This window comes from uncultured Salinicola sp. (assembly GCF_937921195.1).
In the GTDB taxonomy this organism is placed as follows: domain Bacteria; phylum Pseudomonadota; class Gammaproteobacteria; order Pseudomonadales; family Halomonadaceae; genus Salinicola.
The window spans coordinates 1-24,621 of sequence record NZ_CALFQK010000215.1 but is presented as its reverse complement, the minus strand read 5'-3'; the positions used below and the strand labels follow the sequence as shown (position 1 = coordinate 24,621).

The window sequence follows — 24,621 nt, the reverse complement described above, 5'->3', positions numbered from 1 at the left end:
ACTGAAGACGAATCCGCCATCCGGGAAGCGCCTGTCGTGCCTGACAACGAGGTCATCGATACTATTCAGACCACCGAGACGCAGACTACCGAGACGCAGACCACCGAGAGGGCGATCACCGAGACGCAGCCCGCCGGGCTGGCACTCGGTGGCGTCGCCCCGCACAGCGCCCTGATCGTCGTCGACGTCCAGCCGGACTTCATGCCAGGCGGCGCGCTGGCCTGCGCCGAGGGCGACGAGATCCTGCTGGGGCTGGAGTGGCTGCTCGCCCAGCACGCCTTCGCCCACGTGGTGGCCACCCAGGACTGGCACCCGACGAGACACGTCTCGTTCGCCTCCAGCCATCCGCCACACCAGCCCTTCGAGGCGATCGACCTCTACGGCCACTCCCAGACCCTGTGGCCGGATCACTGCATCCAGCGCACCGAGGGCGCGGCCCTGCACCCGGCCATCGACTGGTCCTGCTGCGATGCGATCATCCGCAAGGGTACCGATCCCGGCATCGACTCCTACAGCGCCTTTCGCAACAACGTCGGCCCCGACGGCCACCGCCCCGCCACCGGCCTCGCCGGCTGGCTTCGCGACCGGCGCGTCACCGACGTCTATCTCTGCGGGCTGGCACGGGACGTCTGCGTGCTGTGGACCGCCGAGGACGCGGTAGCGGCGGGCTTCAACACCCATTTCCTGTGGTCGTTGACGCGCCCCGTCACCTTCGAGACCGACGACGAGACCCGGCAGCGGCTCTCGGCCCTGGGCATCGCGATCGTCGACGCCTGAGCCGTGCCCGTTCCAGGCATCATCGACAGGCCGCGCACCGTCAGCGACTCGAGTCTTGTCGGTGCCCCGGACATTTCCCGACGCCCCACGGAATCCAGGGGCCATCGGCCGCCGGCGATGATCGCCGGGGCCTTTCCAACCAAGGAGCTGTCTCATGAGCGACCACGTCTACAAGCAGATCGAACTGACCGGTTCTTCTCCCACCAGCATCGAGGACGCCGTCCAGAACGCGCTGCAGAAAGCCGGCAAGACGCTGCACGGCATGCGCTGGTTCGAGGTCACCGAGACTCGCGGCCACCTCGAGGACGACAAGCTGGCCCACTGGCAGGTGACCATCAAGGTGGGTGTCTCGCTGGATTGAGCGGCGCGGCCGGCGACCGCGGACGGGATGTCGTCCGCGGTCCTGTCATTCGGGGGCCCGGCTCGTTATGCTACGCGCTGATTTCGGTGCCGGGCGGGTTTCGTTCCGATCCTCCGGGGCCGGGTAAACTGGCAGGCGGTACGCTGTATTTCCGTGATGGTTTGGCATGAAAATTATTATTCTGGGTGCCGGTCAGGTCGGCGGTACGTTGGCAGAACATCTGGCCAATGAAGAGAACGACATCACGGTGGTGGATATCAACGAGGAGCGACTGCGCGAGCTGCAGAATCGTCTCGATATCCGCACGGTGATCGGTACCGCATCCTACCCCAACATTCTGCGTCAGGCCGGCGGCGAAGACGCCGACATGCTGATCGCGGTGACCAGCTCCGACGAGATCAACATGGTCGCCTGTCAGGTGGCCCACACGCTGTTCCGGACGCCGACCAAGATCGGTCGCGTGCGCTCGACCGCCTATCTGACGCGCAAGAGCCTGTTCTCCAACGACGCCATCCCGGTGGACGTGCTGATCAGCCCCGAGCAGGTAGTCACCGACCACATCCGCCGCCTGATCGAATATCCCGGCGCGCTGCAGGTGCTCGATTTCGCCAGCGGCCTGGCCCAGCTGGTGGCGGTCAAGGCCTACTACGGCGGTCCGCTGGTGGGGCAGGAGCTCGGCTTCCTGCGTCGCCACATGCCCAACATCGACACCCGCGTGGCCGCGATCTATCGTCGCGATCGCCCGATCATCCCCACCGGCGACACCGTCATCGAGGCCGACGACGAAGTCTTCTTCATCGCCGCGCGCCGCGACATCCGCACGGTCATGGGCGAATTGCGCAAGGTCGACCGCGACTTCCGGCGGGTGCTGATCGCCGGCGGCGGCAACATCGGCGAACGCCTGGCGGAGACGCTGGAGCACAAGCATCAGGTCAAGATCATCGAGCACGATCTCGGCCGCTGCGGCGCGCTCTCCGAGAAGCTCGACCGCACCGTGGTGCTGCACGGCAGCGCCACCAGCAAGCGCCTGATGCTCGAGGAGAACATCGAGGACTGCGACATCTACTGCGCGCTCACCAATGACGACGAGGTCAACATCATGTCGTCGATGCTGGCCAAGCGCCTGGGCGCCAAGAAGGTGCTGACGCTGATCAACAACGCCGCCTACGTGGACCTGGTCCAGGGCGGCGAGATCGACATCGCGATCTCTCCCCAGCAGACCACCATCGGCAGCCTGCTCACCCACGTTCGTCGTGGCGATATTGTCAACGTCCACTCGCTGCGCCGCGGCGCCGCCGAAGCGATCGAGGCGATCGCCCATGGCGACAAGCGCTCCTCCCGGGTGGTCGGCCGTACCATCGGCGAGGTCGACCTGCCCAGCGGCACCAGCATCGGCGCCATCGTCCGTGGCAAGGAAGTGCTGATCGCCCACGACGACGTCATGATCGAGAGCGGCGATCACCTGATCCTGTTCGTGGTCGACAAGCGACGCATTCGTGACGTCGAGCGGCTGTTCCAGGTCGGCCTGACCTTTTTCTGATGGTCCATTCATCCGACACCGCCTGCCCGTCCCGACCGGTGGGGGACGCCGCGTGAGCCTACTGGTGATCCTCCGCATTGTCGGGCTGCTGCTGATGGTGTTCAGCCTGACCATGGTGCCGCCGATGGTCATCGCGCGGATCTTCCATGACGGCAACTGGCACGCCTTCGGCGCCGGCATGGCGATCTCGATCGTCACCGGCGCGCTGCTCTACTGGCCCAACCGTCGTGCCAAGCGCGAACTGCGTACGCGTGACGGCTTCATCATCACGGTGCTGTTCTGGAGCGTTCTCGGGCTGTTCGGCACGATCCCGTTCATGGTCTCCGATGCGCCGTCGATGTCGTTCACCGACGCCGTCTTCGAATCCTTCTCCGGCCTAACGACCACCGGTGCCACGGTGCTCAGCGGCATCGATCATCTGCCCGCCTCGATCCGCTTCTACCGCCAGCAGCTGCAGTGGCTGGGCGGCATGGGGATCGTGGTGCTCGCGGTGGCGATCCTGCCGACGCTGGGCATCGGCGGCATGCAGCTCTATCGGACCGAGATCCCCGGCCCGCTGAAGGACTCCAAGCTGACGCCCCGGATCACCGAGACGGCCAAGGCGCTGTGGTACATCTACGTGATCCTCACCGTCGTCTGCGCGCTGGCCTACTGGGGAGCGGGCATGAACTGGTTCGACGCCATCGGCCACAGCTTCGCCACCGTGGCCGTCGGCGGGTTCTCCACCTACGACGCCAGCATCGCGCACTTCAACAGTGCCACGATCGAGATGATCTGCGTCTTCTTCATGGTCGCCTCCTCGGTCAGTTTCGGACTGCACTTCGCGGTATGGCGGGAACGACGCCTGCTGCAGTACATCCGCGACCCGGAGTTTCGCTTCTTCGTCACCTTCCTGGGCCTGTTGATCGCGATCACCGTCATCACCTTGTTCGCTACCGGCACCTATCACGACGCCACCGGTTTTCGGCACGGGCTGTTCGAAGCGGTCTCGGTGGCGACTACCTCGGGCTTCAGCGTGGCCGACTTCACGCTTTGGCCCGGCGTGCTGCCGATCATGCTGTTCATGGCGGCCTTCGTCGGCGCCTGCTCGGGCTCGGCCGGTGGCGGCATGAAGGTGATCCGCATCCTGCTGATCCTGAAGCAGGGCATCCGCGAGATTCACCGACTGATCCATCCCAACGCCGTGTTTGCCGTCAAGGTCGGCAAGATGCGCATCTCCGAAGGCGTCGCCGAAGCCGTCTGGGGCTTCTTCTCCGTCTACATGATGCTGTTCGTGGTGATGCTGCTGGCCCTGCTCGCAACCGGCCTCGACCAGGTGACGGCATGGTCGGCGATCGGCTCGGCGCTCAACAACCTGGGTCCGGGACTGGGCGATGTCTCGACCGACTACGGCGACATCCCCAGCGCCGCCAAGTGGATCCTGGTGCTGGCGATGATGCTCGGAAGACTGGAGATCTTCACCATCCTGGTGCTGTTCACACCGGCATTCTGGCGGCGCTGACGATACTGTCGCGAGTAACCACTCTCGCCCGTCCACAGCGCATCGTTTTTTCACCGCCCGCTCCGCCGGATATGGGTGAATGACACTAAAGATTGAGCTACGGACAGGTTTTTCGAGAAGTTCGACGGAAGCAGCGGTGATAGAATGCCGCCCTTCGCGGCCACGCCGCCTCGGCAACCCCAAGAGAGAGTCATGTCCGCCAGTTCCGACACCCGCACCGCTTCCTCGCTTCTTCCCCGTATCGGGCTCATCCCCCAGATCCTGATCGGGATCGCGGCCGGCCTGCTCCTCGCCACCCTGGCGCCGTCGATCGCGCCGTCGGTCGCCATTCTCGGCGATCTGTTCATCGGCGCGCTCAAGGCGGTCGCCCCGGTTCTGGTCTTCGTGCTGGTGATGGCGGCCATCGCCAGCCACCAGCGTGGCCAACCGACCCAGGTGCGCGGCGTGCTGATGCTCTACCTGATCGGCACGCTGGTGGCCGCGCTGATCGCGGTGGCGGCGAGCTTCCTGTTCCCGACCTCGCTGATCATCGACGCCCCACGGGCCGATGGCACGCCGCCGACCGGCGTCGCCGAGATCCTGCGCAACCTGGCCATGAGCGCGGTGGACAATCCCATCCACGCCCTGACCGATGCCAACTTCATCGGCATCCTGGCCTGGGCCGTCGGGCTCGGCCTGCTGCTGCGCCGCGCCAGCGACACCACGCGCCGCTCGCTGGCCGATCTGTCGGATGCGGTCTCCGGCCTGGTTCGCTGGGTGATTCGCCTGGCCCCGCTGGGCATCTTCGGACTGGTCGCCAACACCTTCGCCTCCACCGGCATGAGCGCCCTGGCCGACTACGCCCAACTGCTCGCGGTACTGCTGGGCTGCATGCTCTTCGTGGCACTGGTGAGCAACCCGCTGATCGTGTTCCTCTACACGCGCCGCAACCCTTACCCGCTGGTCTTCACCTGCCTGCGCGGAAGCGCCATCACCGCCTTCTTCACCCGCAGCAGCGCGGCCAACATCCCGGTCAACATGGAGTTGTGCAAGCGCCTCGACCTGCATGCCGACACCTACTCCGTCTCGATTCCGCTGGGCGCCACGATCAACATGTCCGGCGCCGCGGTCACCATCACGGTGATGACCCTGGCGGCCGCCAATACGCTGGGAATCGACGTGGATTTCGCTACCGCGCTGCTGCTCTGCATCGTCTCGGCGCTGGCGGCCTGCGGCGTCTCCGGCGTGGCCGGCGGCTCCCTGCTGCTGATTCCGATGGCGGCCAGCCTGTTCGGTATCTCGGCGGACGTCGCCATGCAGGTGGTGGCGATCGGCTTCGTGATCAGCGTGATCCAGGACTCCACCGAGACCGCGCTCAACTCCTCCACCGACGTGCTGTTCACCGCCGCCGCCTGCCGTTCGCCGCGCGCCCGGGAGCGCCTCACCGGCGAGTGATCGAGCGTCGAACAGGGCCGACGTTGACGGCGACCGGCGTTTTTCGCTGTCAACGGCTTGGAATCGGCGGCGTGACGTGCAATATGGGGCGACTCTCTTTCAGCCTTGGAACGCTCCCTTGATGCCTGACAATGCCGCCGGACCTCGCGAGACCGTGGACCTCGCCGCCCATCACCTGACGCTTCTGGGCACCGCCCACGTTTCCCAGGCCAGCGCCGACGAGGTGCGCGAACTGATCCGCTCCGGCGAGTTCGACGCCGTCGCGATCGAACTCTGCACCTCGCGTCATCAGAGCCTGGTCCAGCCCAACGCCATGGCCAAGCTCGACCTGTTCCAGGTTCTCAAGCAGGGCAAGGCCGGCATGGTCGCCGCCAGCCTCGCGCTCGGCGCCTTCCAGCAGCGTGTGGCGGAGCAGTCGGGAATCGAACCCGGTGCGGAGATGCGCACGGCGGTCAAGGAGACCCAGCGGGCCGGATTGCCGCTCTACCTGATCGATCGCGAGATCGGTGTCACCCTCAAGCGCATCTACCAGAACGTGCCGTGGTACAAGCGCTTCAGCCTGATATCCGGCCTGCTCGGCAGCGTGCTGTCGCGCCAGAAGGTCTCCAGCGAGGAGATCGAGAAGCTCAAGCAGGGGGACGTACTCGAGTCCACCTTCGCCGAATTCGCCGAGCAGTCCCAGACCCTGTACGAGCCGCTGATCACCGAACGCGATCGCTACATGGCGCTCAGGCTGGTCGAGGAGCTGCCGGACGGCGGCACCCAGCGGGTGCTGGTGGTGATCGGTGCCGGCCACCTCAAGGGCATGAAGGCGCACCTCGAAACCCTGGGCCAGCGCCCGCCCGAACTGGACGCCGTGATCCAGGAGCGCGCCAACCTGGAATCGACCGCGCCCCGCGCCCGCTGGTGGAAAGCGATCCCGTGGGTGATCGTCGCCCTGGTACTGACCGGCTTCGCCATCGGCTTCAGCCGCGACACGGCGTTCGGCTGGTCGCTGGTGGGCGAATGGGTGCTGATCAACGGCAGCTTCTCGGCACTGGGCGCCCTGATCGCGCTGGGCCACCCGTTGACCATCGCCGCCGCCTTCGTCGGCGCCCCGCTCACCTCTCTCAACCCGACCATCGGCGTCGGCTTCGTGACCGCCGGCGTGGAACTCTACCTGCGCCGCCCCACTGTCGGCGACTTCTCGCGGCTACGCAGCGATGTTAGCCACTGGCGCGGCTGGTGGCGCAATCGCGTCGCCCGCACCTTGCTGGTCTTTCTGCTCTCGAGCCTGGGCTCCGCCATCGCGACCTGGGTCGCCGGGCTGCGAATCGCCGGGCAGCTGTTCGGCTGAACGCCTTCCCCTCTCGTCGATACCGGACACTTGAATCCCGCGCCGGCGTCGCCATATAGCGCCCGAGGCCGGCAACCACGCCGGTCTCGGGCGCAGCGAAAAAATTTTCATGCTCCGTCGTATCGATCGCTTGAAAACGTATTCGGCGCCCCTATTTAACATAATGTCGAGAGCACAGCCCGGGACGACACTCCCGCTGCACCGCTTCTCTCGACGGCAGATGCCGCCAAGCGGGTCTGCGACCCGGCACTTCGGGATGGACCCGAGTGTCGCTGAAACTTCGCTGTCAATCAGGAGGTTACCCATGAACACCCTGTCACTCTCACCGCTGTTCCGTCGCTCCGTCGGCTTCGACCGTCTCAACGACCTGTTCGAATCCGCGATGCAGAACGACGTGCCCAGCTATCCGCCCTACAACGTCGAGAAGTATGGCGAGAACGACTACCGCATCGCCGTGGCCACGGCGGGATTCGCCGAGGATGAACTCGACGTCAATGTCGAGAAGCGTGTGCTCACCATCACCGCCGGCAAAGGCGAGCGTCAGGAAGACGACAAGGTGCAGTACCTGCACCAGGGCATCGCCCAGCGCGCCTTCAAGCTGTCGTTCCGCCTCGACGAGAACATCGAGGTCCAGGGCGCCCGGCTCGAGAATGGGCTGCTGATCGTCGACCTGCTGCGCGTCGTGCCGGAAGAGCAGCGTCCGCGCCAGATCCCGATCAACGGCAGCCAGGGCCGTCTGGAGACCCAGCCGGCGGATGAAGCCGTGACCGTCTGAGCCGATGACGACGTGGAGATGCCACGGCTGTCATAGCCATGGCAAAGCGCCGCGGTAGAACGGCAACGCCCCCGATGGATGCATCCGTCGGGGGCGTTGCCGTTGAGGGGGTCGACCTGGATTCAGCGCGGCGGCCGTGTCGCCGGCGAGTCGTCCAGCACGCCCTGCGCCCTGGCCATCGCATAGGCCGCCTTGGGCCCGTGCCACAAGGTCGGCACCAGCAGCAGTGCCACCGGCACGGCGGGGATCACCAGGAACTGCTGGAGCACGCTGACCTGGCCTTCGCCCATTCCCAGCAGGATGGCCGCCATCAGCGCGAAGACGATACCCCAGAACGCCCTTAGCGCCGACCCGGGATCATCGTTACCGGCACAGACCACGGACACGGCATAGCTCATCGAATCCCCGGTGGTGGCCACGAACACCGTGGTCAGCACCAGCACGGCCAGCGCCATCCAGACGCCGCCCGGCAACGCCTGGGCCACGGTCAACGTCGCCACGTCGAACTGGAAGTTCTGCAGCGGCTGGCTGAGATCGATCGCGCCCTGGAGCTGGTAGAAGATGCCGGAGCCGCCCAGCAAGGTGAACCAGACCGTGGTGACCACCGGCGCCATGACCGCCGTGGCGATGATCATCTCGCGCACCGTGCGCCCGCGGGAGATCCGGGTGACGAAGATCGCCATGGGCGGCGCGAAGCCGACGAACCAGGCGAAGAAGAACACCGTCCACCACTTCATCCAGCCCGGCGACGCCGTCACCGTGGTCATGGTCGACATCTCGAAGAAATTGCCGAGATAGGTGCCGAAGCCCTGGAACCAGCTATCGACCAGGAACTGCGTCGGCCCGAACAGCAGAATGATGCCACCGATCACCATGGCCAGAATGACGTTCAGGCGACTCAGGACCTGGATGCCGCGATCGATCCCGGTCACCGCCGACGTCACGTAGATCGCCCCCAGCGCCGCCAGAATCCCCAACTGCACTTCATAGCCGCGCGGAAAGCCGAACAGGTCGTGGAGACCGAAGCTGACCTGGGTCGCTAGAAAACCCAGCGGCCCGACCGTACCGGCGGTGACGGCGATCGCGCAGATGGCATCGACCACACCGCCGAGAAAACCGCTCACCAGGCGGTCACCGAGCACCGGTGCCAGCAGCGTTCTCGGCTGCAACGGCATGCCGCGCTGGTAATGCTGATGCGAGAGGATCGCGACCGGCAAGGTGCCGAGAATCGCCCAGCCGGTGAATCCCCAATGGAAGAAGGCCTGGGCCAAGGCGTTCGGTACGGCGTCGGCGGTCCCGGGCTGGGAGTCGAACGCCGGCGGCGTGACCACGAAGTGATAGATCGGCTCGCCGGCGGCGAAGAATACGCCACCGCCTGCCAGCAGCGTGCACAGGATGATCGAGACCCACCGGAAGGTGCTCATGTCGGGCCGGTCCTGGGACCCGATTCGCGCCCGCCCGGCCGGGGATAGCGCCACGCCGATGGCGATGAAGAAGGTCAACAGCATCAGCAACTGGAACAGGCTGCCGAAAGTTCTGGCGGACCAGGAGAAGCCGATATCGATCACCCGTGCGACGGTATCCGGCGCGATCGCCGATGCCGCCAGAAAGATCAGGATGAAACCGATGGTCAGCACAAGCACGACGGGATCGCCAAAACGGCCACCCTGCGTCGATGGCACGTTGGTGTCGGAGGTCATATCAGAGGGAGGGTTCTTTGGGCATGAAGCGCGCCACACTACCGACCTTGGTCTAATAGCGCAAATTCGACGTCGCTAATGCGCGGACCATGTCCCCGCGAAATACCCGCGAAGGTATCAGGGACAGTATCCGCTTTTTCCCGGAGCGTCTCACCGAGCGGTGGCGATACCCCAGTAGCGGGCCATCCGCTTGCGAACCGGCTTTCCCGGCTCGGCGAACAACCGCCGCCCCAGCGGCAGCGCCTCGGACCGCAGCTTCGCCCGGCGGCGCTCGACCCAGGTCGCGAGCTGCGCTCGCCGGGACGCATCGACGCTGGACATCTCCCCCGCATTCAGACGCTCGGCCAACATGACCAGATCATGGTCGTCACCGAGAATGTCCGACAGCCGATGGCCCTCCTCGGCGCGCGCCTCCAAGACACGAGGCCACGCTTCACGCAGCAGGCTGCAGTGGTGACGGTGATACTTCACGCGCTTGCGCCAGTCGTGCAGCGCCACCGTCGTCGGTTCGTCCCGCACCCGAGCCAGCGCATCGCGCCCCTGTTCATAGCTCCGCTGCCAGCCACCGGCGATAGCGGCGAAGCCGGAACGATCGAGACGCCATAGGGCGATCGCCTCGCGCGCCTCGAGCAGGCGCGCATCGAGGGCGCCCGGATCGGACGAGGTCTCCTGACCGCAGGCGTGCTGGCGACGCAGATCGAGCTTGCGCCGGATCGCCGCGTAGTGACGACGATCGATGCGCTCGTCGACCTGCGCGAGCAGCGCATCGAACGTCGTCACCAGCACCTGATCGTCGCGATCGCCGGCCACTTCGCGAGCCAGGTCGCGAAAGCGACGGTTCTCGAGCGCATAGCGCTTCCCCAGCGCCGGCCTGACCAGCCTCAGCAGGGCACGAATCTTTTTGCAGCGCTGGCGCAACTCGTGTATCGCGTCGGCCGGATGCTCGTCCGCCAGCGCCCTCCTGGCACGATCGACCTGTTCCGTGGCGATACGCCGAACGCCGGACTCGATCTCTTCACGCGCCTTCAACCGGTATGGCATGACGCCTCCCACGCGCCCGGGAATCGATGGGCGATGAAACCAGTCTAGCCAAATCCGGAGCAGACGCCTGGGAGAGCGCTCTACACCAAAATGCCAATGGTGGCGGCCTTCGAATCGGTTCTAATCTCAAGGGGAACTTCGCCGTCGATGGGGTAAGGTCCATGAAAAGCACACCGTTCATCACCGAGAGTCTGCTGCAGCGCTGTCGCAGGGAACAGGCCAACCAGTTCCAGCGTGCGCGACAGAGCTACGACCCCGCCTCGCTTGATGATCGCAAGGAGCTTTCACTACTGGTCGAGGAGGCGATTCGGGAGGGGGAAAACTACACCTCGATCGCCCGCGGCCATCAGCATATCGGCCTGACCGAATCGGACCTGCTGGATCTCATCGGCCCCGAGAACGCCATCCGGGAGCGCATCGAGCGATTTCAGCAGATTTGAACCTGTCGCTCAGTGACCGCAGTGGCGCCGATACCGCTCGGATTCGGCGCCCAGCGTCACGCGCTCGTTGACCTTGCTGTAGTAGAACGGCGAAAAGGAGTGGCGCTGCCCGGCGGCCCGATACTGGCCGCACACGCCGTACCCCTTCTGAATCTCTCTCATCGCCTGTAACTCGATCTCGTCGTCCCCGCCCAGTTGCCGGGCGATCAGGGACTTGATGTCGTCGTCGACCTGGCTATCCGACAAGGCCTGCCCACCGAAGATGACGGCGAACGCCAGCAGGATGGCGGCGACGGGGATGTAGAGATTATGCATGGAGAGAGGCTATCTGGCCGGCTGGGGAAACGCGATGATAGCGGATCCCGCCACGTTTCGCACAGGCGTGGCGGGCGATGCGTCCCCATGACGCGGACGATTGCCCTGCAAACAAGAAATGTAATAACATTACAAAACAAACCGAACGGAGAATCCCATGAAAGCCGGCATCCACCCCGAATATCGTCAGGTGATCTTCCACGACACCAGCGTCAACCAGTATTTCAAGATTGGCTCGACCATGACCTCCGACGAGACCATCGAGTGGGAGGATGGCAACACCTATCCCCTCGTGCACCTCGACATCTCCTCGGCATCCCACCCGTTCTACACCGGCAAGCAGCGCGAGGTCGGCACCGAAGGCCGTGCCGCCCAGTTCAAGCGTCGTTTCGGCAGCGTAACATCGCGTCGCCAGAGCTGAATCGAAAGCCGGACCTACCTAACGGAATACACCCCGGTCGCTGACGCGGCCGAGGTGTGTAGCCGAAGCCCTATCTCAATGCTCCCCACGAATCCCGCCTGACCAAGCAAGGCCATCCTGGAATCCACTGGGTCGCGAGAATCAATTCGGACACGCAAAAACACCAAGGCCCGCGTGAGCGGGCCTTGGTGCTGGAATCTCTATCGCGCTAGGGCGATGGATCTACCGAAAGTCTTAGAGCGGCTTGATGTTAGCAGCCTGAAGACCTTTTTTGCCCTGAGTGACGTCGAAAGAAACTTCCTGACCGTCCTGCAGAGACTTGAAGCCGTCAGCCTGGATCTCGGAGAAGTGTGCGAACAGGTCGTCGCCACCATCTGCCGGAGAAATGAAGCCAAAGCCTTTAGTGTCGTTGAACCACTTAACTGTGCCAGTTGCCATGTTCCGAATTCCTTATGCGCTTAGCGCGTAATTACGATTGCCGGGTGCTACCCGATGTAGTGGGTAAAACAAGGGGATATAACCAGGCTACCGAATGATTCGAGTGCAACTGACAATATGCGACTTGCTAACCAACTGATCGCCAGTCTGCGCCCTCATCGCCCGATAGTCAACAGGTGTGTTGGTCGGAAGGCGAAAATCTTGTCATCTCGACCTAACGTCTTCATTTTGCTGCCCATCCCGATGCGGCTCTCCTCCCCCGCCAGGCCGCCGCCGGCTCGGGAACCATGACGATCTCACCCCGGCACCGCGGGCGTTTCCACCTCCTCGGTTATCGCGCCGACCAGACCACGAACCGCGCTCGAGTGACGCTGTCGCCCGGTCCGGAGGAGATAGACGATCGGCGGCGGCTCGGGAAACGGTGCCTGCATCACCTCCATCTCCGGCGTCACATGGCGGCGATTCAACAGCGTCACGCCCAGCCCCGAGAGTACCGCCGACTTCACGCCGGCGACGCTCGCACAGGTCATGACGGTATTCAGGCCCGGGGAGAGCGACTGCCCCGCCTCCATCGCCCACTGACGGTAGAAGCAGTCGTCGTCGAAGGCGACGAACGGTATCGAACGGCTCATGTCCAGATCGAAGTCCCGTGACTTCACCCAATGCAGCGGCTCCCTGGCGACGACGGTATCGGACACTCGCTGACGATGCTCGAACACCTGCATGAAGCCGACGTCGATCTCGCCACGGTCGAGCTGCCCCTCCAGGGTGAGACTCTGGCCGACGTGGGTCCGCACCGAGACATCCGGATGCCGACGGGCGAACCGACCGAGGATACGGGCCACGCCGCCGCTGGTCGTATCCTCGGTCACGCCGAGCCGAATCTTTCCTCGCAACGGCTCCGTCCCCAGGCAGGAGAGCGCCTCGTCGTGAAGTGCCAGGATGCGCCGCGCATAGCCCAGCAGTTTCTCGCCCTCCGGCGTCAACAGCCCCGCCCCGCTGCGCCGGGTCAGCAGCTCACAGCCGAGCGCGGTTTCCAGCCGGCGGATCTTGTGCGAGATCGCCGACTGAGACAGCGCCAGCGACTGTGCCGCCCGCGTGATTCCGCCCGTCTCCACGATCGCTGCCAGCGCCTGCAGCGCGCCAAGCTCCAGCCTCGCACTCATTCGTCGTACTCCTCGCCCTTCGGTTCGCGTTCGCAAAGACGCAACCCACGCCATGACAAAAATAGATCGATTTCATCATAAACCTCATTTGTGTCATGCGGGGAACTTTCGCAAGCTCATCGATACCCACTCAACGCGGAGCCACACCATGAATCCGATCGCGACCGACAACGTATTGATCGATGGCAAGCGTATCGCCCACGGCGTCTACGGTGAGGGCGAGCCCATCGTGCTGCTGCACGGCACGCCCTCCTCCTCCCTGATCTGGCGCAATGTCGTGCCTCAGTTGGTCGGGGCCGGCTATCGAGTCCATCTCTTCGACCTGCTGGGCTACGGTCACTCCGAGCGCCCCCGGGATCCCTCGGTCGACACCTCGATCTCGGCCCAGGTCCCGGTGCTGGAAGCCCTGATGGACCACTGGGGGCTGGAGACGGCACACATCGTGGCCCACGATTTCGGCGGGGGTATCGCCCAGCGCCTCGGCGTATTTCACCCACGCCGGTTGCAGTCGCTGACGCTGATCGATGTCGTCAGCTACGACAGCTATCCGTCGCCCAGGACCCGACAGCAGATGGCCGCGGGGCTGGAGCGACTGATCAAGGTGCCCGACGACGAACACCGCGCGCATTTCAGGGAATGGTTGTTGACCGCGGTCCATGACCCGCAGCGTTTCGAGTCATCCACGCTCGAGACCTACCTCGACTTCATCAGCGGGCCCATCGGCCAGGCCAGCCTGTTCCAGCATCAGATACGCCACTACGACCCGAAACACACCCTGGAGGTCGCCGCCCGCCTGCCGGAGCTCGGGCGAATTCCGGTCAAGCTGATCTGGGGCGCGGACGACGCCTGGCAGAGTGTCGACTACGCCTATCGCCTGCATGCCGACATACCGGGATCGGATCTCAGCGTGCTCGAGGAGTGCGGCCACTTTTCGCCCGAGGATCGGCCGGAAGAGATCGCCCGCCTGGTCATCGAGTTCCTGAAGCGCTGACGACGAGACGGCTCAGCGTCCGGCTTCATGCCCAGGTTGCACCGGCGGTTGAAGCTGCGTGGTGACATCTTCCTGGCCAAAGCTGTCGGCAAGAAAATCGAGCAGCGAACGCACGGCGGGCAACAGACCGCGTCGCGAAGGGAACACCGCCTGGACCACGCCGTCGCGCGGCACCCAGTCGGGTAGAACGTCCACCAGACTCCCCTCGGCGATATCCGACCCCGCCACCAGCATCGGCAGCTGCACGACCCCCAGGCCCGCCAGGGCCGCGCGGCGCAGGGTGACCATGTCATCGGTCACCAGGCGCGGGCGGTGATCGATCAGCGTACTCACCCCATCCGGCCCTTCAAGGCACCAGGTATGGCCCGTGCCCGGACGCTCCCAGTCGAGCGACGGCAAGCCGTGGAGATCCCCCGGCACACGCGGCCGGGCGAAACGTTCGAACAGCGCGGGCGACGCCATCAGACGCTGCGGGCTGCGCGAGAGCAGGCGCTGGCTGAGATCGCTGTCCTCGATGGGCGGGAATCTCACCCGTATCGCCAGATCGAACCCCTCCCGAACCACGTCCACCCGCCGGCCGCTGGCCTCCAGCTCGACCCTGACCAGCGGATGCCTCGCCATGAACGCGGTGAGCAGATCCCCCACGATGAAGCAGAGCAGGCCCGGCGGGCAGCTCATCCGTACCAGCCCCTGGGGCTCGGCGATCGAGCGGTCGATGGTGTCCTGGGCCGCCTCGGCCTCCACCACCATGGCAGCGCAGTGCTCGTAGTACGCCCGCCCGAGGTCGGTGACGGCCAGGCTGCGCGTCGTGCGATGGATCAGGCGCACACCGATACGGGTCTCGAGCTCGGCCACACGCCGGCTCAGCTTGGACTTCGGCACCCCGATCGCCCGGCTCGCCGGCGCGAAGCCGCCGTGCTCGACCACCTGGACGAAGTAGTAGAGATCGTTGAGATCCTGCATGTGATCGTTCCATGAATGAGACGCTGCGTTGGATTTTACCCCGCTAATCGGGTCGGCGTCCCACCCGTACAATCATCCCATCGACGCACTTCCTCATCACGGGACGCCGAACGACCGGCGAAGGAGATCACAATGAAAGAGATCACGGGTATCTATTCCGCTCCTCGGGCCCACTGGGTCGGCAACGGCTTCCCCGTGCGCTCGCTGTTCACCTACGACCGCCTGGGGGCGCATCACGTCACGCCGTTTCTGATGCTCGACTACGCCGGGCCGAGAGATTTCACCCCGGCGGTCAAGCCACGCGGCGTCGGCGCGCACCCCCATCGCGGCTTCGAGACCGTGACCATCGTCTACGACGGCGAAGTCGAGCACCGGGATTCCACCGGCAACGGCGGCATCATCGGCCCGGGGGACGTGCAGTGGATGACGGCGGGCAGCGGCATCGTCCACGAGGAGTTCCACTCCCCGGCCTTCACCGAGCACGGCGGGCGCTTCGAAGTCGTTCAGCTGTGGGTGAACCTGGCGGCCGCGAACAAATCGGCGCCCCCGGCTTACCAGTCGCTGAAGGCCGCCGAGATCCCCCGTCTCGAACTGGCCGAAGGCGCCGGGCATCTGGCGGTGATCGCCGGGGAATACGCCGGAGCGAGCGGCCCGGCAAGGACGTTCAGCCCCATCAACGTCTGGGACCTGCGCCTGAACCGGGGCGGCTTCACCACGCTCGGCGTGCCGGAAGGCCACACCACGATGATCGTCGTGCTCAGCGGCACCGTGCAGCTCAATGGCACCAAGATCGCCCGGGACGCCGAGCTCGCCCTGTTCGCGCGGGAAGGCAGCGAGATCGCGGTCGAGGCCAACAACGACGCCAAGCTGCTGGTGCTGACCGGGGAACCGATCGACGAACCGGTCGTTGGCTACGGGCCGTTCGTCATGAACACGAGCGAGGAGATCGAAGACTCGATGCGCCAGTTCCAGGCCGGAGAGTTCGGCACCACGGCGTGAAGGATTCGGGCGTTCTCGGCAACGCCCGACGACCCGCGGGATATCGACGTCGATATCCCGCCTCTTCAACAATAGAAGGAGATGGATGATGGCCTATTCCTACCAGAGACTCGACAAGGACGATGTCACCGTGCTGATGATCGATCATCAGGCCGGACTGCTATCGCTGGTTCGCGACTTCGGCCCCGACGAGTTCAAGAACAACGTGATGGCGCTTGCCGACATCGCCGAGTTCTTCGACCTGCCGACGATCCTGACCACCAGCTTCGAGGACGGCCCCAATGGCCCGCTGGTGCCGGAACTGAAGGCGAAGTTTCCCGATGCGCCCTATATCGCCCGCCCCGGCCAGATCAACGCCTGGGACAACGAAGAGTTCGTCCAGGCCGTCAAGGAGACCGGCAGGAAACAGCTGCTGATCGCCGGCGTGGTCACCGATGTCTGCGTCGCCTTCCCGGCCCTGGCCGCGCGTGAAGCGGGCTACGAGGTGTTCGTCGTAACCGATGCCTCCGGCACCTTCAATACGACCGTGCGCGACGCTGCGTGGGATCGCATGTCCCAGGCCGGCGTGCAGTTGATGAACTGGTTCTCGGTCGCCGGCGAACTGCATCGCGACTGGCGTAACGACATCGAGGGCTTCGGCGGCATTCTCGCCAATCACCTGCCCCACTACTCGAACCTGATCCAGAGCCGCGATGCGACGCTGAAAAACTAGCCGAGCACCGCAACCGCGCTGCCGCCGCCGCTACACTCGGCGGCGGCAGCCTTTTTGCGCGTGGGTTTCACGCCCAGGAGGCCTCGCGAGCGTGGTTCGGTAGTTCACACGCCAGGGAACGAGACGACAGGCCACGTTGGCGCTCGACCCTGGACATTCGCCCGCCGGCCCGCACGGCTCCGACTACGCCAGCGCGGTCTTGCCCACCAGCACCACGCCGAAGACGATCAGCATCATGAGAACCACCCTGCGGAAGAACTCGGCGTCCATCCGCTGACGCACGGCCCCGCCAAGCCGGGTGCCGAGATAGACCGGCACCAGCCCCGCCAACGAAATCCAGATCGAATCCGCCGTCATCAGGCCGAGCTTCGCCAGCCCCAGCGCCATGATCAGGCTCGACAGCGTGAAGGAGATATTGATCGCCTGGATGAACCGCTTCGGATCGAGCCGTAGCGCCAGCAGGAACGGCAGGATCGGCATCACCTGCGATCCGGTCGTGCCGTTCACCAGTCCCGTCAGGAACCCAGAGACCGGTGCCAGCTTGCGCCCCAACCGATCCGATAGCGGTCGCCCCGGGCGAAACAGCGTAAACGCCCCGTAGACGATCAGCACGACGCCGAGTATTGCCCCGGCCACGAGACTATCGATGAGATCCAGCACGGCGAGACCGAGCAGCAGGCCGGGAACGGTCGCCAGGAACATCGGCCAGAAGCGTCGCAGCGTCTCGCCGAAGTGCCCCGCCTGCCGCATCACGATGAGATTGCTGACCAGCGAGGGGATGATCACCAGCGGCATCCCCGACTTCAGACCCAGGCCCAGCGCCAGGATGGGCAGCGCGGAGGTCGAGAAGCCGAGGCCAGTGGCACCCTTGACGAAGGCCGCCACCAGGTAGGCAAAGGCGATGATCGCGATCGTTTCGAAATTCACAACGCATCCATACGGGACTGAGCTCGCGCGGTCGGTTAGAGAGAAAGTGTATGCCGCGTTCCAGGAGCCGGCCGCCCTGCCAGTGCCGAGCCTTCGGACAACGCTAGCCTGACGAGATAGCTGTTTCGGCCAGCCTTTTAAGCGCGAGCAGATCTTGGCGAACCCAATCGGCGTCCCGCTCGAACGTCGCCTCATCCATGCCGGGCTGCCGGAAGAGCGTCAACTGAACCTCCGCCCCTGGACCGTTGGCGATTACCCGCAACGGTACATAGACCACGTCGCCCGACGCCAGCTCAACCCAATGATCCATGACGCCGTATGGATTGTGGTCCGTAAAGCGGATCAGGACAGATCCCCCTGGCCCTTTCGCCAACCAACGACCTGCCTGCTCGACCCACTCGGACTGACTCAGCCCGGATGCCCAGGCCGGAAAAGCCTCTGGGCGCCAGAAGGCCTCATACAGCGAACGCCAGGGACGATCGACGGTAACGCTTAGCGTGATGGCCTCATTCATATCGATAGCGTCTACTTCATCGGAGGAGATCATTCTAGCGACGCCATCCCTCGATCAGGATTGGGTATTGGTCGATAGATAGAGCGAAGAAAATGGTTCGTGTTACTGGACGTGCCGTATCAGCAGGAATAACTAATAAGCCGGTGGCTTGTGCCATAAGCAGAGACGAAGCCCGAAGCAGGACTATAAAATAGCATCAAGCACATGATTTATATGGATTAACTAGAAAGATATGCAGCAAGGTATGCCTCCTAGTATACCCTAGGGGTGAACCAAAGGATCACGCTCACCCTCATAAAGGAGGCCGTTTGCGACATCAACCGAGGTTCACAGGATGATATGAGCCAACCAACGGATCTTTCATGCGGCCCCCTGGTTACAAATGCGGCGCTCTCAGTGGAGAAGGATCGTTATCGGTCTGTGCGTGTTCCCCACATGGAGGGAAATTATTTTGTCCGAAGCTGTAAGGAGGTTGCACTAGAACAATTTATAAACTCCAGTCTAGCTTGGGATTTTCGGGAATATACCAAAGATCCCGTATCTGCGTGTCATCACTATTGGGCTTAGGACAAGCATCCCGGACACGAAAGGTCGTAGGTATTTTAACAGCACTCCCAAAAATCAAAGCATGTTGCTTGGGCAAAGACGGAAGACGCTTTAGAACTGTTTCCGATATAAAAGGCGTCATTTGTCTTATCTGAGAAAGGTCATCAGGGTTTTGAATTCGGTGAACTATAAAATTATTACACTGCGAGAGCACCGTTTTTGAGAGTTCGCTTGGTCTCTGCGAAGCCACCATCAAGAAAGCGCCATATTTACGACCTTCTTTAGCAATTCGATGAAAAATGACACTAGCATCTATAGCAAAACGACTGGAACGCTCAGAAATATAGCGATGGGCCTCTTCTAGCACTAGATGAACGGGCATCCTATTTCTAGGAATGGCGTAGCGCAAACGATCAAATATCAATCTTGAAACAACAGCAGAAACGAGCTCAACAATCTCGTCTGAGGCATCATTTAAATCAATAATGCATATTTGGCGCTCTTTGACATACTCTTTTCCGCTGGGTTCGATACCCAGAAGACGATCTACAAAATAGCCGGATTCCCTACAATGCTGCTCAATATCTCCAACTGGTGTACGAAGAAATTCGAAGTCGGGGTTATCAGAAACGGATTTCAGTCGCGTCACCAATTGCGAACAATACTCCCTTATTTGCTTATTGCCGTTCGACTCCTCATACAAAATCGCCAAATCAAGCGCGGACTGCAGGTATTCGAAAGAGAATGGGACGTTACCATAGGCGGGAAGCGTCGGTTCATCCTGGACATGAGAATTTAGGAGTTCTAGCAAAGCTTCATAGTTGACCGCACTATTTATTTTATCCCCGTCTTTGAACTTGCCAAAATCATTGTACAATCCACGCTTAACAGTTTGCCTTGAAATCTCTAAAGTTGAAAAAACCTGAAGAACAGCAAGAACGCGCCCCTCTTTACTTGGTATACTAGAATCGTCATGGAGAATAGCTAAAATAATCTTGGCCAACACATGATTCTGGAGATCGATTAGCGAGCCATTCGTCTCGGAAATTTCTTTGGATCTTGAGCCTTCACAGAAAAGAGTAGTAAGCCCGAGAGCAGCTTTTAGTACTGGCTGTTGTGTTTTTTCACTAGCTCTGAGCAAAAGAACCCATTCATCCACAGTCATAAACCAGTGTGGCAAAAGAAAGCGTTCTACTAAGCTAGCCCCTAAATACCCTTCTTCAATCCCCTCTGCCTCGGCGGCGGTTCTAGTAGCTTTAAAATAACTAGCGTAAATATGCCATGGCATATTTTCAAATGCTGCTCGATACTCACCGTTGACATCAAGGATGACAAACGAAGCGCCAATGGCCTTAAATTCTTCAGCCCGTATGAACACGGACTGAAGAATTGATGCCACGGTACATGACTTTCCACTTCCGGTATTACCTAGTACTGCGACGTGTCCGCCGAAAAAGGCATCGAGTTGCGCCTTAACGGGATAGTTCTTAAATACAGCCGATGTGCCAATCTCAAATACATGGGGCACCGTGCCACGCTTTTCCTCGCCTTGGGCATCAGCTTTCGTCACATCTTCAGCTAGTTGATCTACGTTGAAGATGCGATCTAAATCCTCGTCACGTGCATAGAGGGCGTCAGCGTAGAGTGGCGGGAAGGTTGAGACCCCGAACTTAAATAATCCCTCTTGGACGGGCATCGAGCCGACTGGCACCACATCGAGAAACTTGGCTGCCGTCGCCTTGTTCATTTCCGGTCCGGTTTCATACGCTGTCGACAAATCCTTTTCCCGAAGGCCAATGACTTCCAAAACTACATACTCAGATTGCGTTGGTACTATTAGACATGAGCCCAAGGTCGCTACGTAGTGCACATCATCGAAGCCAACAACAGTGAAATTGTCGCTCCCCCTATGTAGCTCAACGACCAAGCGATCAGCAGAAACACTAACGATCTTACCTATGGCTCGGCTAGCATCGTTACTCGACATCATGATCACCTTGCTGCTTCGAAAGCAACTTCTTAAGAACCTCACCTATGGCTCTATCTTCTTTCTGGTCAGCGCCGGTCGGCATTAAATCTTGCACCAAATTGCAAAAATAATGAGCTTTTTTGCCAGTTTCCTCGTCTTCACCCCAAATAAACCAGATCCTGGGATCGCCTAGCGACGCTAGCTCTCCGACCACTCGATTGCTTCCATCATCAGGGTTAAGAAAGACTATTAGTCTAAAACTAGGCAGAGTCAAACCCTGAAATATAATATTATTTATGTGTTCATCTCCAAAACTAAACCCCATTGCAAGAAGAACACTCTGATCTTGGACTATCTGACGTTGAAACTCACGAAACATATCAGAGTAAGGCGAACCAAAACTGGCCGTTTGCTTTGAGGGCGTTGGATAAATCATGACGCGATCTTGAATAGGATCAAGCTTCTCGGCCGACTCTCGTATTGGGAAAAGCCCACGTTCCTCCTCTGTCCAGTTTAGAGAGCCATGAAGCTTACAGAAGTGGATATAACCATCAACCGCCGCCCATCTTTTCGATGAAATATCAAGCTGCTCAGCTAGCGCTCTTCGATATGTAGAAGGATTAAATCGACGTTCGACGGTGCCAGAGAATCCGTTTGAATAAGGAATACTAGACCGGTCCATCGCCCTTTCATTAAAGAGGTCGTAATTCGTTGTAAAGACCCAAGGCGGCGAAAGACCACGAGAACGGGTAGCAAGAGATAGATAGAAGCGTCGGTAAAGTGAGACCACGGTCTCGTCGCCGTGGGCAAACTCGCCATCCGCACACTTCTTGAGGATAAACTTCTTCACCCCAGCGATAACAGCTTCAACAACAGGAAGCGCACTCTGAGCATCTTTTTTATCACTGGCAGTGCAAAACTGATGCGCAGTCATTAAAACTTCCATCATTCGTTCGATATTTTTTCGAAAGTCTGGATGTTCTAGATCGATTCCAAGCTTTTCTTTCAGAGTGCTTTTCTGCTCAAACGTGATATAGGCATCATCTTCGGGGAAATCAAAAGCTGTTGGGAAATTCGACTGAAACTCTCTCGCCAATGGCCCCATAGTTGGAATCCCAAGCTCTTCGCCATCCTCAACATATGACGAGCATCCCGAACCAATAAGAAACGATAAATTCTTAGACCCGAACACCTCGGCTAGATTACGCCTAATCACTACGGCCCGTTCTTCAAACGTCGCATCCGGATCAAGCTTGGAAAATTGGTCTTTATTGCCTTTTCTAAAATTAATCAAGCCATTACCTCCAAATATTTTGTTAACAGTTATGCTCTAAACTCCATTTTTTCGCTCAGGAGGTACGGCCACGATACTTTTTCGAAGAAGAGCTCTCCTTCTCGCCTTCATGATGCTGCAATACGGATAACCTTCTTTGATTAGTCGGTAAATTCAAGCTTACTGCAGCCTTATATGGAATACCTTTAGTATCAATCTGCCACATTCCGTTTCACTTCTCTATCGGCATCCCATCATCTTTGGTCGTGTAGGTAGCAAAGTGCATCATTGCGCATCGTTTTCTAGAGCCCCAAATCGCCCCACCGCCCCAGTGCTGGCGCGGCTCGCAGCAACCCGCATCACTGCATCAGAATCGACCCATTTAGCGCGCAGGCGGGGCGGGGAGTCGACAGCGCGCCGGCAGGTTACGCCGAGATGAGGGCAGGATGGTGGCCACAGGGGCGTGGCCACCCATTCGCCGCTGTCACCGCGAGAGCGACTCGATGATTTTGCAGTCGGCCACCGTGTCCGCCTGGCAGCATTGCTTGAGCCGGTCGAGTTCCCGTTCCAGTTGCTGTAGATCCTTCAGCCTCGACCTGACTCGCTCCAGCTGCTCGTGGATGATCGAGTCGACCTGCCCGCACGGTGCGTTCTCGTCATCGGCGAGCCCGAGTAACGATTTCACGTCTTCCAGGCTCAACCCCAGATGACGGGCGCGCTTTATGAAGATCAGGCGATCCCGCTCCCGATCCGTGTAGAGGCGATAGCCACCCTCCGTTCTGGTCACCGGCGAGAGTAGCTCCGCGCTTTCGTAATAACGGATGGTCACCGCCTTGGTGTCGGTGGCCTTGGCAAGCTGACCGATGGTTATCCGGGATTCCATGATGCTTGACCCTATAGCGGCTAGAACCTTCATGCTATCAGCCAATCATTCGAGGAGGCACTGGCATGGATTCCTGCTGCGAGAACAAGGCTGGCGAGCTGGCGCAATTGCGGGGCGCGCAGGCCAAGGTGTTGTACTGGGTGCTTGGTATCAACGGCTCGATGTTCGTGATCGAGTTCGTGGCGGGTTGGCTGATCGGGTCTACGGCGCTATTGGCAGACTCGCTCGATATGTTCGGCGACGCCACCGTCTACGTGCTGACGCTATACGCGCTGAACCGAAGTGATCGAACGCGAGCCGGCGCAGCGCTGGTCAAAAGCCTGTTCATGTTCGTATTCGGTCTAGCGGTCATTGCCGAGGCGATCCACAAGAGCGTGGTCGGCAGCGTGCCAGAGGCCGGCGCGATGGGGATCATGGGTATGCTGGCGCTGGCCGCCAACACGGTCTGTTTCATCATGCTGCTGCGCTATCGCTCGGCGGATCTCAACATGCGCTCGACCTGGCTCTGTTCGCGCAATGATCTCATCGCGAATACCAGCGTGGTTCTGGCTGCAATAGCCGTCGGCGTGACCGGCACGGTATGGCCCGATGTGGTAGTCGGTCTGGCCATTGCGGCGCTCTTCCTGCATTCAGCTTGGCAGGTCTCGACCGAGGCATGGGCGGCGTGGCGAAACACGGATCCAGACAAGGCAAACAAGCCTTCGATTCCCCCTGACAGGTCGGATGACGAGACCTGCTGCAAGTCCCGTTCGTCATGTTGTGCACGGTCACCCGACGCCAGGGTTTGACTGCCCACAGGGCGCGCTCAGGCGGCGGCTACGTTCGGGTGTCTTTGGGCCAGTCGCGGGCTGCGGCTGCCTACGCAGCCCACTCTTCCGACGTGATCGCATAGCGCTCGTGATCTCTCCATTCCCCATCGATTTTCAGGTACCGCGGGGAATACCCCTCCAAGCGAAAGCCCAGGGATTTGACCAGGCCAGCCGACCGCACATTGTCTGGCTGAATGTTGGCCTCCAGCCGATGAAGCTCGTGTTCGCCAAAGGCGCGGGAGATCACGGCGCTCAACGCTTCCTTCATCAGCCCTTTGCCCTGGTTCGGGCCGAGCGCGTAGTCACCGCGATACGCGGACTGGAGCGCGCCGCGAACGATGTCGTTGAGGTTTAGCCGCGTGAGACAGTGACGATTCCGGCCAACAGCATGGCTCCGCCGACCAGGAAACTGACGGTCAGCGGTTCATCAAGCAGCAGTGCGCCAAACATCACCCCGAAGATGGGCGACAGAAACGAGAATACCCCCAGCTGCGATGCCCAGTACCGGCGCAGTAGCGCGAACCACAGCAACAGCGCCGCGCAGGAGATCACCAGCGTCTGGAAGGCTAGGCTGGTAACGGCGATCCAACTGAATCGTATCGCCGCAAGATCGCCGCTGAACAGCGCCACCGGCAACAACAGCACGCCTGCGGTCAGCAGTTGATAACCCTGGGTCTGCAGCGGCGGCGCCTCCGAGAGTGAAGTACGCCGTAGCACCAACGTCGTGGCCGCCCAACTCATGCCCGCCAGCAGACCGAAGACATCCCCCACCAACATGGCACCAGCATTC

26 protein-coding genes are annotated in these 24,621 nt (G+C 61.3%); 13 read left to right on the top strand and 13 right to left on the bottom strand.

The window, feature by feature from the left end:
- Positions 1-36: 36 nt before the first annotated feature.
- From pncA to Q0602_RS25170, 7 genes are all read left to right on the top strand, one after another.
- Positions 37-777 (top strand): bifunctional nicotinamidase/pyrazinamidase, encoded by a 741-nt coding sequence (gene pncA / locus Q0602_RS25200; RefSeq protein WP_295036565.1) that lies wholly within the window; start codon positions 37-39, stop codon positions 775-777.
- Positions 778-931: 154 nt separating this feature from the next.
- Positions 932-1,138 (top strand): dodecin, encoded by a 207-nt coding sequence (locus Q0602_RS25195; RefSeq protein ID WP_149433629.1) that lies wholly within the window; start codon positions 932-934, stop codon positions 1,136-1,138.
- A 166-nt stretch (positions 1,139-1,304) separates the two neighbouring features.
- On the top strand, positions 1,305-2,678 hold the full coding sequence (gene trkA / locus Q0602_RS25190; RefSeq protein ID WP_298849015.1) for a Trk system potassium transporter TrkA: 1,374 nt from the start codon (positions 1,305-1,307) through the stop codon (positions 2,676-2,678).
- A gap of 52 nt (positions 2,679-2,730) precedes the next feature.
- Positions 2,731-4,179, top strand: a complete 1,449-nt coding sequence (locus tag Q0602_RS25185) for a TrkH family potassium uptake protein (RefSeq protein ID WP_298849013.1) — start codon at positions 2,731-2,733, stop codon at positions 4,177-4,179.
- Between the two features lie 192 nt (positions 4,180-4,371).
- Positions 4,372-5,613: a serine/threonine transporter SstT gene (gene sstT, locus Q0602_RS25180; protein WP_295036560.1), complete on the top strand. Its 1,242-nt coding sequence runs from the start codon at positions 4,372-4,374 to the stop codon at positions 5,611-5,613.
- A gap of 121 nt (positions 5,614-5,734) precedes the next feature.
- Positions 5,735-6,949, top strand: coding sequence for a TraB/GumN family protein (locus Q0602_RS25175; protein WP_298849011.1), 1,215 nt, complete (start codon positions 5,735-5,737; stop codon positions 6,947-6,949).
- A 304-nt stretch (positions 6,950-7,253) separates the two neighbouring features.
- Complete coding sequence (locus tag Q0602_RS25170; RefSeq protein ID WP_295036556.1) at positions 7,254-7,724, top strand: Hsp20 family protein; 471 nt, start codon at positions 7,254-7,256, stop codon at positions 7,722-7,724.
- Between the two features lie 122 nt (positions 7,725-7,846).
- Here the strand turns inward: Q0602_RS25170 and Q0602_RS25165 are convergent, their stop codons facing one another.
- A complete protein-coding gene (locus Q0602_RS25165) occupies positions 7,847-9,424 on the bottom strand; it encodes a BCCT family transporter (RefSeq protein ID WP_298849008.1) in 1,578 nt (525 codons plus the stop codon).
- Between the two features lie 150 nt (positions 9,425-9,574).
- Positions 9,575-10,465 carry a CHAD domain-containing protein gene (locus Q0602_RS25160; protein WP_298849006.1) on the bottom strand — a complete coding sequence of 297 codons (891 nt, stop codon included), beginning with the start codon at positions 10,463-10,465 and terminating at the stop codon, positions 9,575-9,577.
- A gap of 161 nt (positions 10,466-10,626) precedes the next feature.
- Between Q0602_RS25160 and Q0602_RS25155 the strand changes: the two genes are divergently transcribed.
- Positions 10,627-10,905: a hypothetical protein gene (locus tag Q0602_RS25155; protein WP_110598502.1), complete on the top strand. Its 279-nt coding sequence runs from the start codon at positions 10,627-10,629 to the stop codon at positions 10,903-10,905.
- Positions 10,906-10,914: 9 nt separating this feature from the next.
- On the opposite strand, the gene Q0602_RS25150 is transcribed toward Q0602_RS25155, so the two are convergent.
- Positions 10,915-11,220 carry a hypothetical protein gene (locus Q0602_RS25150; RefSeq protein ID WP_295036552.1) on the bottom strand — a complete coding sequence of 102 codons (306 nt, stop codon included), beginning with the start codon at positions 11,218-11,220 and terminating at the stop codon, positions 10,915-10,917.
- 157 nt (positions 11,221-11,377) lie between these two features.
- Here Q0602_RS25150 and Q0602_RS25145 point away from each other — a divergent pair, with 157 nt between their 5' ends.
- Complete coding sequence (locus tag Q0602_RS25145; RefSeq protein ID WP_110598504.1) at positions 11,378-11,641, top strand: type B 50S ribosomal protein L31; 264 nt, start codon at positions 11,378-11,380, stop codon at positions 11,639-11,641.
- A 234-nt stretch (positions 11,642-11,875) separates the two neighbouring features.
- Here the strand turns inward: Q0602_RS25145 and Q0602_RS25140 are convergent, their stop codons facing one another.
- Both Q0602_RS25140 and Q0602_RS25135 read right to left on the bottom strand, forming a co-directional pair.
- Positions 11,876-12,079: a cold-shock protein gene (locus Q0602_RS25140; protein ID WP_071229947.1), complete on the bottom strand. Its 204-nt coding sequence runs from the start codon at positions 12,077-12,079 to the stop codon at positions 11,876-11,878.
- A gap of 296 nt (positions 12,080-12,375) precedes the next feature.
- Entirely contained in the window at positions 12,376-13,245 is an 870-nt protein-coding gene (locus Q0602_RS25135; protein ID WP_298849002.1) for a LysR family transcriptional regulator, read from the bottom strand.
- 148 nt (positions 13,246-13,393) lie between these two features.
- Between Q0602_RS25135 and Q0602_RS25130 the strand changes: the two genes are divergently transcribed.
- Positions 13,394-14,236 (top strand): alpha/beta hydrolase, encoded by an 843-nt coding sequence (locus Q0602_RS25130; protein ID WP_298849000.1) that lies wholly within the window; start codon positions 13,394-13,396, stop codon positions 14,234-14,236.
- 12 nt (positions 14,237-14,248) lie between these two features.
- On the opposite strand, the gene Q0602_RS25125 is transcribed toward Q0602_RS25130, so the two are convergent.
- Entirely contained in the window at positions 14,249-15,199 is a 951-nt protein-coding gene (locus tag Q0602_RS25125; protein ID WP_298848998.1) for a LysR substrate-binding domain-containing protein, read from the bottom strand.
- Positions 15,200-15,331: 132 nt separating this feature from the next.
- Here Q0602_RS25125 and Q0602_RS25120 point away from each other — a divergent pair, with 132 nt between their 5' ends.
- Both Q0602_RS25120 and ycaC read left to right on the top strand, forming a co-directional pair.
- On the top strand, positions 15,332-16,198 hold the full coding sequence (locus Q0602_RS25120) for a pirin family protein (protein WP_298848996.1): 867 nt from the start codon (positions 15,332-15,334) through the stop codon (positions 16,196-16,198).
- Between the two features lie 88 nt (positions 16,199-16,286).
- On the top strand, positions 16,287-16,910 hold the full coding sequence (gene ycaC, locus Q0602_RS25115; RefSeq protein WP_149433615.1) for an isochorismate family cysteine hydrolase YcaC: 624 nt from the start codon (positions 16,287-16,289) through the stop codon (positions 16,908-16,910).
- A gap of 183 nt (positions 16,911-17,093) precedes the next feature.
- Here the strand turns inward: ycaC and Q0602_RS25110 are convergent, their stop codons facing one another.
- The 5 genes from Q0602_RS25110 to Q0602_RS25090 form a co-directional block, all read right to left on the bottom strand.
- A complete protein-coding gene (locus Q0602_RS25110) occupies positions 17,094-17,837 on the bottom strand; it encodes a sulfite exporter TauE/SafE family protein (protein ID WP_298848994.1) in 744 nt (247 codons plus the stop codon).
- 103 nt (positions 17,838-17,940) lie between these two features.
- The gene (locus Q0602_RS25105; RefSeq protein ID WP_298848992.1) at positions 17,941-18,384 is read right to left on the bottom strand and encodes a hypothetical protein; all 444 of its coding nucleotides are present in this window, start codon (positions 18,382-18,384) and stop codon (positions 17,941-17,943) included.
- A gap of 454 nt (positions 18,385-18,838) precedes the next feature.
- Positions 18,839-20,884: a DUF87 domain-containing protein gene (locus Q0602_RS25100; RefSeq protein WP_298848990.1), complete on the bottom strand. Its 2,046-nt coding sequence runs from the start codon at positions 20,882-20,884 to the stop codon at positions 18,839-18,841.
- On the bottom strand, positions 20,874-22,160 hold the full coding sequence (locus tag Q0602_RS25095) for an SIR2 family protein (protein ID WP_298848989.1): 1,287 nt from the start codon (positions 22,158-22,160) through the stop codon (positions 20,874-20,876). Before Q0602_RS25095 ends, Q0602_RS25100 begins: the two co-directional genes overlap by 11 nt.
- A 463-nt stretch (positions 22,161-22,623) precedes the next feature.
- Positions 22,624-23,022: a helix-turn-helix domain-containing protein gene (locus Q0602_RS25090; protein WP_298848987.1), complete on the bottom strand. Its 399-nt coding sequence runs from the start codon at positions 23,020-23,022 to the stop codon at positions 22,624-22,626.
- Positions 23,023-23,087: 65 nt separating this feature from the next.
- Between Q0602_RS25090 and Q0602_RS25085 the strand changes: the two genes are divergently transcribed.
- Entirely contained in the window at positions 23,088-23,810 is a 723-nt protein-coding gene (locus Q0602_RS25085) for a cation transporter (protein ID WP_298848985.1), read from the top strand.
- A 70-nt stretch (positions 23,811-23,880) separates the two neighbouring features.
- Here the strand turns inward: Q0602_RS25085 and Q0602_RS25080 are convergent, their stop codons facing one another.
- Both Q0602_RS25080 and Q0602_RS25075 read right to left on the bottom strand, forming a co-directional pair.
- On the bottom strand, positions 23,881-24,171 hold the full coding sequence (locus Q0602_RS25080) for a GNAT family N-acetyltransferase (RefSeq protein ID WP_298849033.1): 291 nt from the start codon (positions 24,169-24,171) through the stop codon (positions 23,881-23,883).
- Between the two features lie 11 nt (positions 24,172-24,182).
- Positions 24,183-24,621, bottom strand: a 439-nt coding sequence (locus tag Q0602_RS25075; RefSeq protein ID WP_298848983.1) for a DMT family transporter, incomplete at its 5' end; no start/stop codon positions are given.